Raw genomic sequence first — 14,158 nt, 5'->3', positions numbered from 1 at the left:
ATCAATTCAATTCATTATCGCGGAATAAGCCGCATCAGCCACGCGGGCTCTGATCCTGCTTATAGTACTTCCGTAGGATCGGTTGGGATATGTACGGTTGGTGAGTAGGATAACAGCCATGTTCTTCTCACGGTCGATCCAGAAACTGGTGCCTGTAAAACCTAGATGCCCAAACGTATCCTCACTGGCCGAACTTCCGGCGGTTGTAAATCCGGATGGGCTCTTACGGTCAAAACCGAGTCCGCGGCCACTGAGTTCAGATTGTTTGGAAGTAAACTGCCGAACTGTTTCAGGTTTCAAATACTGTTGCCCTGCGTAGGTTCCATCGTTCAAAAGCATGGTACTAAATTTGGCTACATCGATGGCGGAAGAAAATAAGCCTGCATGACCGGCTACGCCATCAAGGTAGAATGCACGTTCGTCATGCACCTTAGCCTTAACTAAGCCACGGTCATAGACCGTATCAATTTCAGTTGGTGGGATCCTGCGTGTTAACCACCGGCTGTTTTTATCCGGATTGAAAAAAGTGCTGTACATATTCATTGGGAAATAGAATTCACTGCGTGAGTACCGGTCCAGCGGCTGACCTGACACTTCATGGATGATTTCACCCAACAGGATCATTCCAAGATCACTGTACACGTACTGCGTCCCCGTTTCATAAGTCAGCGGTTCATTCTTGATAGCTTCAATGATCTCACTTCGTGTTTTCAGAGAGTCCACGTACACACGAAATGGGGGAAGACCGGTTTGGTGCAACAGGATATCACGAATGGTGATAGATCCTTTTTCAGGAGTTTTGAACTCAGGAATGAACTTCGAGACCTTATCATCCAGGCTTAATTTCCCCTCATCGACCAGTTTCATGGTTGAGGCGGTAGTGGCCATTACCTTGGTGATAGACGCCAGATCGTACACATCCGTATTCATGATGGCGTTGGTCTTATCGTAGGTTTGATACCCGTAGGCTTCGTTATAAGCAAGTACGCCATCTTTGACCACGGCCACCACGGCTCCGGGAAATACCGAATCGCGTACTGCTTCATTCACAATTTTATCGATCTCAAATAATTTGTTGTGATCCAGTCCCACTTCCTCAGGAGAGCCAAACCTGAGTGTTGTATGAGGTACATCCAGCCCATCACCTATATTGTAAAGTCCGGGGATATCGATCGGTAAACGGGCATGGATCTTTGAAGCACCAAAAAGGGCAGGGACCAAACCGCTGATCTGCTGAGATGAGTTGTACCAGCCCAAAAGGTGGGCATCAGCAGACTTAAGGTCAGAAAGGACATATGGATTCCCAAAAGATACCAGAATCGAAGGTTTGTTGGTTCTCAGGACCTGGTTCAAAAATGAAATTTGTTCGTCGGAAAGATGAATGGACTGGGCAAATCGTAAATAGACAAATGAGCTGATGATCACCAGGTCCACGTCTTTGGCCTTTTGAAGCATGTCGCGCTTATCTTTTTCGCTCGTTCGTTTATCATATACGTGGAAAGATACACTTGGATGGTAATCCCTGAGCTGCCGGGCGAAGGATGAACCGGTGTTACCATCACTGTCATCGGCTACTGAAATAACCATGATCTCAGGATATTTTGACGGGAGTAAAGGGATCAGGTCCTTCTCATTTTTAAGCAGTGTAACGGATTCCCGGGCGATACGGTCAGCTTCTGCCCGGTGAAAAGCCGTGTTGATCTTGAGATCAAGCGATGAGATATCCACTTCATTGGTCTTATTGAACAAACCATATTGCTGTTTCCAAAGCATCAGCTTCCGGAACGATCGGTCAATGCGCTCTTCAGTGATCTCACCATCCCTGACGGCCTGCTCTACTTCGTTGATGGCGGTGAATACATCCGGACTGATGAGCATGATATCTGCCCCTGCATTCAGGGCTTTTACCACCGCTCGTCCGGGAGAGTATTTTGAGGAAATACCGTTCATTTCAAGTCCGTCAGTCACTACCATACCATCAAAATTGAGGGAGTCGCTTAGGATCTCTTCCAGAACAAAGGGACTTAAAGTGGCCGGAGTGTAGGTACCGCCATTGAGTTCCGGAAAGGCAATATGGGCACTCATGATGCTGTTGATGCCTCCATCAATGGCCGCTTTGAAGGGAATCAGTTCCAGTGAATCGAGCCGCTCATAAGAGTGATTGACCACAGGGAGGTCGGTATGAGAATCGGTGTCGGTGTCGCCATGGCCGGGAAAATGTTTTGCGGTAGAGATCAATCCCTCACTTTGAACACCCTGCATAAAGGCGGTTCCAAACTCAGCTACCATTTGAGGGTCGGCCGAAAACGACCGAACATTGATGACCGGGTTATCCGGATTGTTGTTCACATCAAGTACCGGGGCATACACCTGATGAACCCCAAGGGTTTTGGCCTCCAGGGCGGTGATCTTACCCATCATAAAGGCGTTGCGCTTGTTACCGGTCGCGGCTACCCCCATGGCCGGGGTGAACCGGGTGGTGCCTGAAATACGCATAGCAGCCCCGAATTCCATATCCTGAGAGATCCACAGGGGAAACTTCGCCATTCGCTGTAATTTGTTGGTCAATACAGCCTGTCCGTATATATCACCCCGCATAAAAATAATGCCGCCTACATGATAATCTTCGACCAACTCCTCAAGCTGTTTGAAACTCCTGGAATCACGATTGGTGAACCGGCCTTCGGCCGGAATAAAAAACAGCTGTCCGATCTTTTGCTTAAGCGGGGTGTTGGCGATCACGGAATCGAGATACGCTTCAGAGCTGACATCAAGTCCCGGATCTGCCACAGTTTTACTCACTCTCTGCCCGAAAAGGAATTCGGTCAGGCTTTGGGCGGTAAGCGGAAAACTCATTGACAGTGCAAGGAATGCACAAAGGGAAATGATCTTAACAATAACCTTCATAAAACGTCTGCAATATTATCTGGATTCTTAGATATAAATATCTCTCCGTGAAATGTACATGTTAGTAACAGTCTAAACCAATTGATTATTTTAAGAATAGTTAAATGAATTCGGGAAAGTTAGCCCGCTCAAAAACCTCATATCACAAGTGGCTGATGAGTTTCAGAAATAATCGCTACGAATTCATAATTTTACTTTATTCCGAGCCATTAAATGCTCATTATTAAGTATGATAAGTGACGAGAAAAAAGAAGAAGTACGGGCGGCTGCAGACATTGTAGAAGTAGTGCAAGACTATGTAAAGCTGAAGCGGTCGGGCAGTGGTTTTGTAGGACTGTGTCCTTATCATGATGAAAAAACGCCTTCCTTTAACGTGACCCCGCGACTCCAGATCTTTAAATGCTTTGGTTGCGGAGAATCGGGTGACGTCTTCAAGTTTGTGATGGATCAGGAGGGGATCGGATTTACGGAAGCGGTGAGGCAACTGGCTGAACGCTACGGAGTCTTCATTCCGGAAGAAGAAAATGAGGAACCTACCGAAACCACTCAGCTCAGAGAAGGTATGCTACATGCCCTTAAATTTGCGGGTGTGTTTTTCTATCGAAATTTGATCGAAAATCCGGAAGCTGAAAAAGCCCGGTCTTACCTGGAGGACAGAGGATACAATCGGGAAGTGTTTAAGAAATACGGCCTGGGTTACGCTCCCGCCGGGGGTGAAGAGCTCATAAAGGCGGCTAAAAATGCCGGTATCGACGAAAATTACCTGCTGGAAGCTGATCTCATAAAACACAGTAATCGTGGTGACGGTTATTACGACACGTTCAGGGGGCGGCTCATGTTCCCGATCTTCAATCCAACCGGAAAGGTGATCGCTTTTGCGGGGCGGGTCTTGGGAAATGAAAAGACTGCCAAGTACATCAATTCCTCGCAGACCAAAGTGTACAACAAAAGTGAAGTGGTGTACGGCGTTAATTTTGCGAGGAATGAGATCCGGAAACACAAGGAAGTCCTGCTGGTTGAGGGTTACACCGATGTAATCACCCTGATGGAAAATGGGATCGGAAATGTGGTGGCGAGCAGTGGAACGTCGCTGACACCCGGACAAATGAAGATCCTGCACCGCTATGGAGACCGGATCGTGATGATCTACGATTCTGATGATGCGGGGCAGAATGCCATGAAGCGAGGGATCAACATTGCCCTGGCTGAGGGGATGGAAGTTCAGCTTCTTGAGCTGCCCGATGGGCAGGATCCCGATTCGTTTGTAAAGCAATTCGGTAAGGAGTCTTTTGATGACCTGAAGAATGAAGAAGCCGGAGATTTTGTGGATTTCCTCTTGCTGAAAGCCGGAGAAGAAGGCCGGTTGGATAAGCCAACGGAAGTTCCCAAAGTCATTACTGAGATCCTGGAATCCATAGCCAGTATCAGGGATTCCATTCAGCGGCAGGTATATGTGCAGTACCTGCATCAGAAGATCCAGAAATTTCAGAAGGTCAAGGAATCGGATCTCTATGACCAGCTTGAACGCGTAATGAATGACAAGCGCTGGGAGGAAAAACGTTCTGAGAGGAGAGAGGAAGTCCGGCAACGCATTCAGAATCAGGATGCACCATTTGATGATGCTCCGCCCATTGGAGAACTTCGGTCGGCTCCATCGAAAAGTGATGCACGGTCAAAAACGATATCAAAGAAAAAACCACATTTCGAAAAAGAACTCATCCGCCTGATGATCTCTTATGGTCGAAATATGGTGGAGTATATCTGCTCCTTCACCAATGCCAAGCTTTTTGAGGATGACGAGCTCCGGATGTTCTACAACGACATCATTGAGCGGTATAAGAACGAAGAAGACTTTTCGGTGAACACCTATACCGGTGAAAAGGAACCCTTTCCCAGATTGGTGGGAGATGTGCTATTGGAACAACATTCCGCCAGTGACCGCCATGAGGAAAAGATCGGCCTGAAGTATGAGAAGGATAAAAACCCTTATAAGACAGCGAAAAGTTCGATCAGAGCCTCTCAAATTAGCTTTTACCGAAGAAAATTGAATGAACTGGCCGACCGGATAGGGGAAGCCGAGGGGGATGAAAAACTGAAATTGATGGAGCGTCAAAAAGACGTGAAGTCGAAACTGACCCGCCGCGAGACCTCCGATCCTGATGACTTGTATCCCGATCCGGAAAAAGGCGTCAGTAATGAGGTCAATGAGAAGGTTTTTACCTACAAGATGAAGGGTGAGAAGTAGGCAGTGATGAAGTGATAAAGTGATGAAGTGGTACAGGGAAGCTTCCTTTTAACTAAGCTGACGGGTCAAATTTTTGTTATTCCCGTGTAGATGGGAATCCATTACCTGTTAAAATTCAAGACTTGTTACTATATCAATCCGCTTCAAAAACAAGGGTTCGGCCTGGGTTTTCAGTTGTTGGTAAGAGCGTATACGAGAATATTGGCTCCCATTTGAAGTGCCTGTTCTCTCAGGCTTTGAGGCACATTGTGAACTTCTGCATCGGTCCATCCATCCCCAAGATTAGCTTCATAGGTATATAACAGAACGAGCCGGCCTTCATAGAAGATCCCAAAGGTTTGAGGCGCCTTTCCATCGTGTTCGTGAATTTTTGGAGTCCCATTCTGAAAAGAGTAAACCTGATCAAAGATCGGGAAATTGAACGGTAATTCTACGAGTTCCTCTTCGGGAAAGATCTGTTGCAGCACCGGTTGCAGGTATTCATCAAGTCCGTAGTCATCGTCAATGTATAAAAAGCCCCCATTCTCAAGGTATTCCCTGACATTTCGGATTTCGGCGTTATTCAGGGTGATGTTACCATGGCCGGTCAGAAATACAAAAGGGTAGTTATGCAGATCAGCACTGCCAAGGTCCACATCACTGTAGGATTCTGAGATGGGTATGGGAAGGTTATTCTTTGTGAACCGAATGAGATTTTCGAGTGCAGAAGGATCATTATACCAATCTCCGCCACCGCGGTATTTTGCCCGGGCGATCTCGAACTCCCCCGAGGTCTGGGCAGCGATCGGTTCAGCCAGAAAGCAGGCTGCTAAAAAAATCAGTACAATTCTAAAGATCATATCAGGAACCGGGTCGTTTGATGTACACTTGAACCGTATCGGAAGCTAAGGCTCCAAACACACCAATTCCACCTTCAATATTGTAAATGATATTCTGTATCTCACCCGGCGAAAGGGTGGAGCCACCAAGCTGGGTTTCCTGAGACCGGATGAAATCGTACACATTATCGTCGATGGTATTGGCCACGATCAGGTTATCCTCAAAAAATGCAATACCGATCCATGGGTACTGCACCGTGGCGCTGCCATCGGGATTAAACTCAAAACCACTTTCGTTGATGATCCCTGAACTATTATTGGCCAGCTCTTCAAGATCCTGTTCGGGTTCATCACTCTCAGCGATCAACTCTGAATAAAAGGGAGTGAGGTTAGCAGAAAAAGGCCTCAAACTCACGGCATTGAATACATAGATGTTTTGCCGCCCCGGATACGAACTGGCGCTCAGGGTAAACTCAAGCTGATCGGTGGCTTGATAGAAGATGGAGTCAGGCACTGCCCCTATGATCTGAAAGGCCTCGGGCACGGTAGTGGTGGAAGTGATCTTCTCAGAAGTTGCGGGAAGTGTGATATCAAGCTTATAGGTTCTACCGGGTATCACGTTATGATCAACTTCTGGCACATAGATCCCCGGGGCATCGTAGCGATACGACCAACTCTGCTCAACACTACTTTCAGCTCCCGATTCCAGCAACTGAATTTCAATATTGGCATCATTCACAGCGGCTTCCTCAAAATCATAAAAGGCATCAGCCGGAACGGTGGTAGAAAGGCGAACTTCGGGCAGCAAGGCATTGGCTACCAGGTAAGACTCCACCACATAATATTCCTCATACTCATCCTGTGCATAAGGATCACAGGCAGAAACGAGCAGGACAAAAGCTAACAATATGAACAGAAAATGCTTCATGATCTAAAAATTGACGGTGTATGAAATGGAGGGTAAAATGGGCAACATATTGACGGCATTGACATCAATTGGGTTCTCATTGAAATCAAAGTTGTAGAACCAGGTATTACGCCTCGAATACACATTGATGAGCTGAAGCTGGAGTTCGGAATCTCCGAGATCGAAGAACCGTCCCATTCTGGAAAATGAGATATCCAGCCGGTGATAGTTTGGTAGCCTCGAGGCATTCACTTTCCCGACGGTAAAGGCATTACGGTCTTCATTGGTCCACGGCAAATCGTACTGCACATAGCGCCCGAGCACTTTAGTATAAGATTGTCCGGTCGCAAAATTGAACGAAGCGGTAAACTTCCAGCGGTCGCTCAGCTGATAATTTCCTACTGCGTTAATATCGTGCCGGCGGTCGTATTTGGTAGGATAGAACCGTGCGGTTTGTTCCTGATTCGAGATCTCGGCATTGAAACCCGGAAATTTTCGCCAGGTAAAGGCAAGGGTATAACCCAGGAAACCGGTAAATCTTCCGGCTCGCTTTTCAAAAAAGACCTCGGTTCCATACGCATACCCTTCCCCGAACCGGAATACATCCTGATATGGGAGTCCACCTACATCAGGCAGGAAAGGATCGAGCTCGAACAGATCATTCATACTGCGGTAATAGAATTCGATATCCAGTCCGTAGTCCTCAAATGGGATAGTTTTGGCACCAAGTACAAACTGATCGCCATAGGCCGGAGAGACCCCCTCGGCTGAAGTCAGCCACACGTCAAACCCTGAAAAGGCTTCGTTCGATATCAGGGTAATGAATTGATTGTAGCGTCCGTAAGCTCCCTGAAGACGAATGCGATCGGTTGGGCGGAATTCGATCGCCATCCTCGGTTCCGTCCGAATATACTCTCCATCCGAAAAATAGTTGAAGCGCACACCGGGTGTCAGGATCCACCGCTCGGAGGCTCGCCATTCATCCTGCACATAAAAGGAAGCATACTGATTTTGTATACGGCTCTGAAAGGTGGTGCGTTCATCAAAAATATCATTGAGCCTGAAGGTGAAAATGCCTGCCCAGAACCCCATTTTAAACCGATGATCATTATTCGGGAGGTACTCAAGATCCGATTTCAGGGAAAAATCATAAATGTTATTCTCTCTTTTGAAAGGAGTGCCTGCCAGATCAAAATTGGGATAGTTGAAATACCGGGAACCGGTGATCACCGTATTGGAAAACAACTTTTCGGAGAAGATATGGGTCCAGTTACTGCTGAGGGTCTGATTGCCATAATCCAGTTCAAAAACGGCATCGTCGGTAAAGGGGAAGCTGACCCGATCCTGTCCGGCATAAAAAGCTAGGGAAAATTTATTATTGGCGTTGGCGTCAAAGTTGATCTTCCCATTCACATCATAGAAATAGAACTTGGAAGGAATGTTATCCACAGACTGACGGAGTCCGGCAAGCAGGGGTTCCAGGGTAGATCGGCGGACGGCCAGCATCCACGAACCTTTTTTATAGGGACCTTCGATACTGGCGCGGGAAGCCAGCAGACCAACGGTAGCTGAACCGGCCATTTCCTTGCGGTTACCGTCTTTGTTATAGATGGAGAGCACGGAACCGAGTCGCCCGCCATATTCAGCAGGATAACCGCCTTTGTACAATCTCACATCTTTGATGGCATCAGGGTTGAAGGTAGAGAAAAACCCAAAAAAGTGACTTGGGTTATACACCGTGGTGCGGTCGAGCAGGATGAGGGTTTGATCCGGACTACCCCCGCGGATATATAATCCGCTTGAAAAATCGGAGGCCGCTTTCACACCCGGCAGCAGCTGAACGGAGCGGAATACATCTGCCTCAAACACGGATGGCAGCTCCTTGATGAGCTCGGTATCCACCTGTGCGGTCCCGATATTCTTTTGCTCCTCCAGTTCGGCCTGAGAGCGAACCTCGATCTCCTCCAGCTCAATACTTTCGGGAATGAGGTTGATGTCGAGACGAAGATTTTCGTCCGCCCCTAATGTGATCTCACGGCTGTAGCTTTTATAGCCAATATAGCTTGCGACCAATGTATAGGTGCCCGGCTGAATGTTGGGGATCGTATAATAGCCCAGCGTATTAGTGGAAGCCCCAAGACGGGTTCCCTGCAATCCCATATTCGCACTGATCAGCGTTTCGCCGGTCTCAGAATCCGTTACGTAACCGCTGATGGAAGCCACCTGTTGTGCAGAAACCCCGACGCTACTCCAGATCCCTATCGCCAGAAGCGTTAAAAAAATACGGTACATGAATGATCTATTGATGATGAATAGGTTTGTGACTTAAACGAAACATACCGATGAAAGTTACTGCTATGGTATTTCTTTTCAGGGATGAAAACTATAGTTACATTTATTGCCAATTTAAAATTCCCAAAGCTAAGATATGTGTGGCAGATACGTTCTTTACGATGAACTTGATGAGATCGATCACTTTTTGGGTGTAATGGAAAGGCATGGAGAATATCATCCAAGTTATAACATCGCTCCGTCTAACGTAATGCCGGTGGCTTTTGCCGGAGAGGGTGGGAGACGCATGCTGGAATCCATGCACTGGGGTTTTATGGGATGGCAACCCAAACCCGGGGAATCTCCCTTTTTGCCCATTAACACGCGGGACGATTCGGTGGCAAAAAAACCGATGTGGACCAAAGCTTTTGCCGAGAGGCGGTGTATCATTCCGGCTAACGGTTTTTATGAGTGGACAGGTACGAAGGGGAATAAAACGCCTCATTATATCTATCCAAAAGGGGAGCCACTGTTTGGCTTTGCAGGACTTTATTCGGACCTGGCACCCGATAACCGTCCGGCCCGGCGCTCCTATTCCATCATCACCACCTCACCCAATCAGGTGATGGAGAAGATACATGACCGCATGCCGGTGATCCTGCATCCCTCAGAATTTGGCAAATGGCTGGATCCGGCGCAGCATGATCCCGGGTATCTGCAGGAATTTCTGCAACCCTTTCCCGATGATGGCCTGCAGGAGCATATAGTTTCCAAAGCGGTGGGCAATGTGCGGAATAATGAGCCGGGACTCATTGCCAAAGCAGATCTGTTTGGGTAACGACAGATCACTATCGCACAAAAAAGAATTCTTCATCCACTTCCTGTATCAGGCGCCAGTCCATTTCATCGAGGATGTACACCAAATGGAAAAAACGCTGTACATCGGTTTCCACCACATAATGCAGCTGTTTGGTGATCATGACATTTTCCATATGCTTGGTGGGGATATCGGTGACCTGAGCCGAGTTGATCTTACCCGACTGAAACCGATAGGGCTGCATGCGCTGAACCAGGGGCAGTTCGATACCCGGCTGATCCTGCTGTACTTGTGACCTGGGGATGATCTCAAACCGGTAAGGCACAATGCGGTGCGCCCGTGAGGGCAAATGCTTATGCCGTTGTATCAGTGCCAATACGCGATCCACGGCATAATCCTGCATTCCCGAGTTGGGGTCCAGCGACCACAGCAACTCTTCCTCATTAAAAACCAGTTCCAGTATAGGTCCCTCTTTGGTTTCCACACTGTAGAACGACTTCCGAACCCCGCCATCCACCTTACTGTGGCAGGAGCGTACCCGTGCCATATGTTTCACGTATGGTTTCCTCCAGTCAGGCTTTTGAGCCTGCGAATAACGGCTGAAAAAAGCGATCATTTCGACCAGTGGAAATTTGTTCATGACCAGTGATTTGGTTTGGTCGTTTTAAACTATACACATATTTTATACATATCAATATGTAAAGCAGAAAAATGTCGAAACATAAGTCACATCCATATCAGCCAGAGCAGGATCTCCATCGGATCACCCTGTACAACACGGTATATCCTGAGCATCAGCATACCTCGCGGAAAGAGCGGCTGTACCTGCATTTTGATTTCGCCTGTTTTTACGCACAAGTGGAGCAGCTGCGGAAGAATATCTACGGGATACCGCTGATCATAGGCGGGTGGCGCAAGGAAAACGGACAGGTGAAGGGTATTGTGGCCACCGCCAGTTATGAGGCCCGGAAGATGGGGATCACCACAGGAGTCAGTGCCTTTGAAGCGTTCCAGATATGTCCCTATGTATGCATGCTTCAGGTAGATTATGATGCCTACACGGCTATCTCCAAACAGGTGCATTTCATCTTCAAGGAGTTTGCCCCGGTGGTGGAGCGCTATTCCATGGATGAGTATTTCATGGAGATCGATTTTCTGAAAGACCGCACGCGCAGGGAGATCGATGATTTTGCATTGAGGTTGCAGAAGCGGATCTACGAGACGACGCGTTTGGTGGGAGCCGTGGGGGTAGCCCGGTCCAAGACCTATGCCAAGCTCTCAAGCAGTCTGAATAAACCCAAGGGCCGAACGCTGATCCTGACGGATGAGGATGAGCGGAATGAGATATGGCCGCTGCCGCTGAAGAAAGTGTGGGGGGTGGGCCGCCGCCGGCATGAGCATATTCTGGCGGAAGGCTACAAGACCATCGGAGATGTGGCTGAGCGTGGCAATAAGCAGACCTTTATTCGGCTGTTCGGGGCGAACTTTGGGAAGATGCTGTACGAAACTATTACAGGGCAGGATCAGGGCCGGGTGATGGAGGAGATCTCTGAAGACTATAAGCCCAAACAGGGGGTGAGTTATGGCCACACGTTTTCTGAAGGTTCAACGGATGTGGACCGCATCAAAGGGGAGTTTGCCATAGCCGTACAGAAGGTCTGTTACCGGATGCGGGCGTATGGTATCCGGGCCAGCAGTTATTCGGGGGTGTTCGGTTTCAATGAGCAGGGTAAATCGGGCGTGGGCTTCCGGTTCGTGACACCGGCTCACACCAATATCGATGATTATGTGTATCAGGCGTGTATGGATGCGATCCTGCCCTCTATAGAACATGCGTGCCGGAACGGACAGGAGATCCGCAATATCGTGTTGGGCACGCACGATATTGATAAGACAAGTCAGCTGAATGTGTTCTTTCAGGATGATGAAGAGAAGGCTGCGAGGATCAAGGCCATGGACCAGATCAAGAACCGGTTCGGGCAGCAGTATATCACCCGCGGAAACACCCTGCACCGGGTGACCGGGAATACGCATTTTTTAAGCCGGAATGCCTGACAGCACAATAAAACAAAGGGTTATAATGTTATAACAGGGTTAAGAGATGGCCGTAAAATTTCGTATATTTAAAGCAGTAAAATTAGTTCATTGACGTATTGGGGGTGTTCTGGATTCGACGGGTTGAGTATCACCGTTGGTTGCGTGTCGAGATTGTCCAATGATTCTCGTAATAACAATCATTATGGATCAAAAGTAATTGACAATAATTACTCATACCGCTTAGCAGCTTAAACTGTTGAGCCGTCCCGCTGGTTAAGTGCCTATCATTGCCAGCCCGGACGTCATACAAGATAGGATAGCGTAGATGTGCTTTCTGTCGCATTTACGTAAAACTTTAACAGAATAGTTTGAAGTCGCTTAGGTACTGGGCTCGGCTTCAGGCGAATGTCAATCAGTACCTACACATGTAGATGCTAACAGGTCTACCTTCCCGGACCGGGGTTCGACTCCCCGCACCTCCACCATACATTTAAAATCTAAGCCGAAGTGCCTTTAAAGCGCTTCGGCTTTTTTATTGGCTACATTTTGAGTGGATGTCAGTGAACTATTCGGTGACCATTACACCACGAAGCAGAGTTCCGGAACGAGGACAAGCTGTCACATATCGCACCTATGGCGCGAGGGTAGAATGGGGGCACATAGTGGTTACAAACGTGCTGCTCCGATGGAGCAGGGTTAGTCTGCCTCAAGTGGAGGTATTAACTTCGCAGGTTCTGTTAAACATACATGATATAAGAAAGACCGAGTAACCGGTAGACCGATTTGCGATTTTTAACTCGGAAATACTTTGAAATTCAGGGTGAATACGGATACCATTAGACTCACTTTAAAACAGCCTGAAAATGAAGATCACCAAAGAGATAAAAGCCAGTGAAGAAGAGATCGAAAGTCTTGAGATGCACTCGGTGGTTAATATCATTTCGGTTATAAGCAGTCAGTTACAGCTGGTTCAGATGGAAAGTGACTATCCTGAATTATTGGATGCAGCCATTGACCGGGCCATGGCGTTTGCGGATGCCAGTCATTCTAAAGACAAAACCGTGTTTAATCTGAATTCACTAAACGAGTTTGAGGATCTGGTAAACCGTTCGTTAGATGAACTCAGTGAAAAACAGCCTGCTCTAAAGGATGGCAGCAAGGTCTCTGAGTATTCTAATATCCTGGAAAGCGTATTTGAGATATTCGAAGTGCGTTTAAAGGAGATCGTTCAGCGTTGGGAGCACCCCAATGCCTGGGTCCCTTTTTCTGTGGATAATTTTGTAGATGACTTCAAGGAATTCTTTTATGCGATGGAGAAGAATAGTCAGGGCAGGTATAAGATCATCTATAACATTGCTGAGCAGGAAGAGAAAGATTATCTGGTGAATTTTGCGATCAACAGTGAGGGGGATGATACCATTTACCTGCCGCTGATCCTCAAGGATGTGATCCGTGACCTGATCGCAAATGCCCGAAAATATACCCCGCCGGGAGGGGATATCACCATTGGTATTTCACAAAAAGATGGGGTGTTCAAATTTGTGGTGGAAGATACGGGTCACGGTATTCCGAAGGATGAGATCGGGAAAGTGGTCGATTATGGATACCGTGCCAGTAACGTAAAGGATATGGTTCGGACCATGGGTGGTGGCTTTGGTCTGACCAAGGCTTATCATGTCATAGATCAGCTGGGTGGAGAGATGTGGATCGACTCTGAAGTAGATACCGGAACGAAGATCACTGTAAAAATACCGATCCCTGAAAATGTGGGGAGCGAGCTGACTTAGCCCATCCACATAGTCAGGTTTTAATTCTGGAGTTGTTTTTTTTGGATCTTGAATCAGATGTTAAATGAGTGATGTGAAATAATTTCTGAATAGTGTTGTGATTAATTAACAAGATCAATGCTCAAAAACATTGTGATCAAATGCAGAATCACTTTATATACAACAGATTAATCGAAAAATATTGTAAATATATTTTCACATACGGGAATATGAGTGGTTCATACATACTAATTATGAACATTTTATGAATGTATATTTTGTCAATTATTAACAATAACTTAAATGGTGGGTTTAACTTTTTTTCAACGATTTCTTTTACCGTAAATTTTGTAAAGAGTGGTAAAAAGCGCTTCCATATACACTCTTTTT

Annotated in this window: 9 protein-coding genes and 1 other RNA gene; 5 read left to right on the top strand and 5 right to left on the bottom strand. The window is 47.1% G+C overall.

Annotation, left to right across the window (positions count from 1 at the left end):
• Nucleotides 1-6: 6 nt before the first annotated feature.
• Nucleotides 7-2,907, bottom strand: a complete 2,901-nt coding sequence (locus tag C3B73_RS04390) for a glycoside hydrolase family 3 N-terminal domain-containing protein (RefSeq protein ID WP_103664423.1) — start codon at nucleotides 2,905-2,907, stop codon at nucleotides 7-9.
• Between the two features lie 229 nt (nucleotides 2,908-3,136).
• Here C3B73_RS04390 and dnaG point away from each other — a divergent pair, with 229 nt between their 5' ends.
• Nucleotides 3,137-5,152, top strand: a complete 2,016-nt coding sequence (gene dnaG / locus C3B73_RS04385; protein ID WP_103664422.1) for a DNA primase — start codon at nucleotides 3,137-3,139, stop codon at nucleotides 5,150-5,152.
• A 170-nt stretch (nucleotides 5,153-5,322) separates the two neighbouring features.
• Here the strand turns inward: dnaG and C3B73_RS04380 are convergent, their stop codons facing one another.
• From C3B73_RS04380 to C3B73_RS04370, 3 genes are read right to left on the bottom strand one after another with little or no spacing between them, the layout of a single operon-like run.
• A complete protein-coding gene (locus C3B73_RS04380) occupies nucleotides 5,323-5,991 on the bottom strand; it encodes a DUF4159 domain-containing protein (protein ID WP_103664421.1) in 669 nt (222 codons plus the stop codon).
• Between the two features lies 1 nt (nucleotide 5,992).
• Nucleotides 5,993-6,898, bottom strand: coding sequence for a DUF4249 family protein (locus C3B73_RS04375; RefSeq protein WP_103664420.1), 906 nt, complete (start codon nucleotides 6,896-6,898; stop codon nucleotides 5,993-5,995).
• A 3-nt stretch (nucleotides 6,899-6,901) separates the two neighbouring features.
• A complete protein-coding gene (locus tag C3B73_RS04370; protein ID WP_103664419.1) occupies nucleotides 6,902-9,169 on the bottom strand; it encodes a TonB-dependent receptor in 2,268 nt (755 codons plus the stop codon).
• 136 nt (nucleotides 9,170-9,305) lie between these two features.
• Between C3B73_RS04370 and C3B73_RS04365 the strand changes: the two genes are divergently transcribed.
• Nucleotides 9,306-9,986, top strand: coding sequence for an SOS response-associated peptidase (locus C3B73_RS04365; RefSeq protein ID WP_103664418.1), 681 nt, complete (start codon nucleotides 9,306-9,308; stop codon nucleotides 9,984-9,986).
• A 10-nt stretch (nucleotides 9,987-9,996) separates the two neighbouring features.
• On the opposite strand, the gene C3B73_RS04360 is transcribed toward C3B73_RS04365, so the two are convergent.
• Nucleotides 9,997-10,605 (bottom strand): hypothetical protein, encoded by a 609-nt coding sequence (locus tag C3B73_RS04360; RefSeq protein WP_103664417.1) that lies wholly within the window; start codon nucleotides 10,603-10,605, stop codon nucleotides 9,997-9,999.
• A gap of 71 nt (nucleotides 10,606-10,676) precedes the next feature.
• Between C3B73_RS04360 and C3B73_RS04355 the strand changes: the two genes are divergently transcribed.
• The 3 genes from C3B73_RS04355 to C3B73_RS04345 all read left to right on the top strand — a co-directional run bounded on the left by C3B73_RS04355 (nucleotide 10,677) and on the right by C3B73_RS04345 (nucleotide 13,789).
• Nucleotides 10,677-12,020: a Y-family DNA polymerase gene (locus tag C3B73_RS04355; RefSeq protein WP_103664416.1), complete on the top strand. Its 1,344-nt coding sequence runs from the start codon at nucleotides 10,677-10,679 to the stop codon at nucleotides 12,018-12,020.
• Between the two features lie 100 nt (nucleotides 12,021-12,120).
• Nucleotides 12,121-12,487: a transfer-messenger RNA gene (ssrA, locus tag C3B73_RS04350) on the top strand.
• Nucleotides 12,488-12,865: 378 nt separating this feature from the next.
• Entirely contained in the window at nucleotides 12,866-13,789 is a 924-nt protein-coding gene (locus C3B73_RS04345; RefSeq protein ID WP_103664415.1) for an ATP-binding protein, read from the top strand.
• Nucleotides 13,790-14,158: the final 369 nt, after the last annotated feature.

The organism is Gracilimonas amylolytica (genome assembly GCF_002911695.1).
Taxonomy (GTDB): domain Bacteria; phylum Bacteroidota; class Rhodothermia; order Balneolales; family Balneolaceae; genus Gracilimonas; species Gracilimonas amylolytica.
This window is presented reverse-complemented; position numbering and strand designations above follow the sequence as displayed.

Excerpts from the sequence above, each read along its gene's own strand:
- C3B73_RS04380 (WP_103664421.1), bottom strand. The coding sequence starts at position 5,991 with ATGATCTTTAGAATTGTACTGATTTTTTTAGCAGCCTGCTTTCTGGCT.
- C3B73_RS04345 (WP_103664415.1), top strand. The coding sequence starts at position 12,866 with ATGAAGATCACCAAAGAGATAAAAGCCAGTGAAGAAGAGATCGAAAGT.
- C3B73_RS04360 (WP_103664417.1), bottom strand. The coding sequence starts at position 10,605 with ATGAACAAATTTCCACTGGTCGAAATGATCGCTTTTTTCAGCCGTTAT.
- C3B73_RS04375 (WP_103664420.1), bottom strand. The coding sequence starts at position 6,898 with ATGAAGCATTTTCTGTTCATATTGTTAGCTTTTGTCCTGCTCGTTTCT.
- C3B73_RS04370 (WP_103664419.1), bottom strand. The coding sequence starts at position 9,169 with ATGTACCGTATTTTTTTAACGCTTCTGGCGATAGGGATCTGGAGTAGC.
- C3B73_RS04390 (WP_103664423.1), bottom strand. The coding sequence starts at position 2,907 with ATGAAGGTTATTGTTAAGATCATTTCCCTTTGTGCATTCCTTGCACTG.
- C3B73_RS04365 (WP_103664418.1), top strand. The coding sequence starts at position 9,306 with ATGTGTGGCAGATACGTTCTTTACGATGAACTTGATGAGATCGATCAC.
- dnaG (WP_103664422.1), top strand. The coding sequence starts at position 3,137 with ATGATAAGTGACGAGAAAAAAGAAGAAGTACGGGCGGCTGCAGACATT.
- C3B73_RS04355 (WP_103664416.1), top strand. The coding sequence starts at position 10,677 with ATGTCGAAACATAAGTCACATCCATATCAGCCAGAGCAGGATCTCCAT.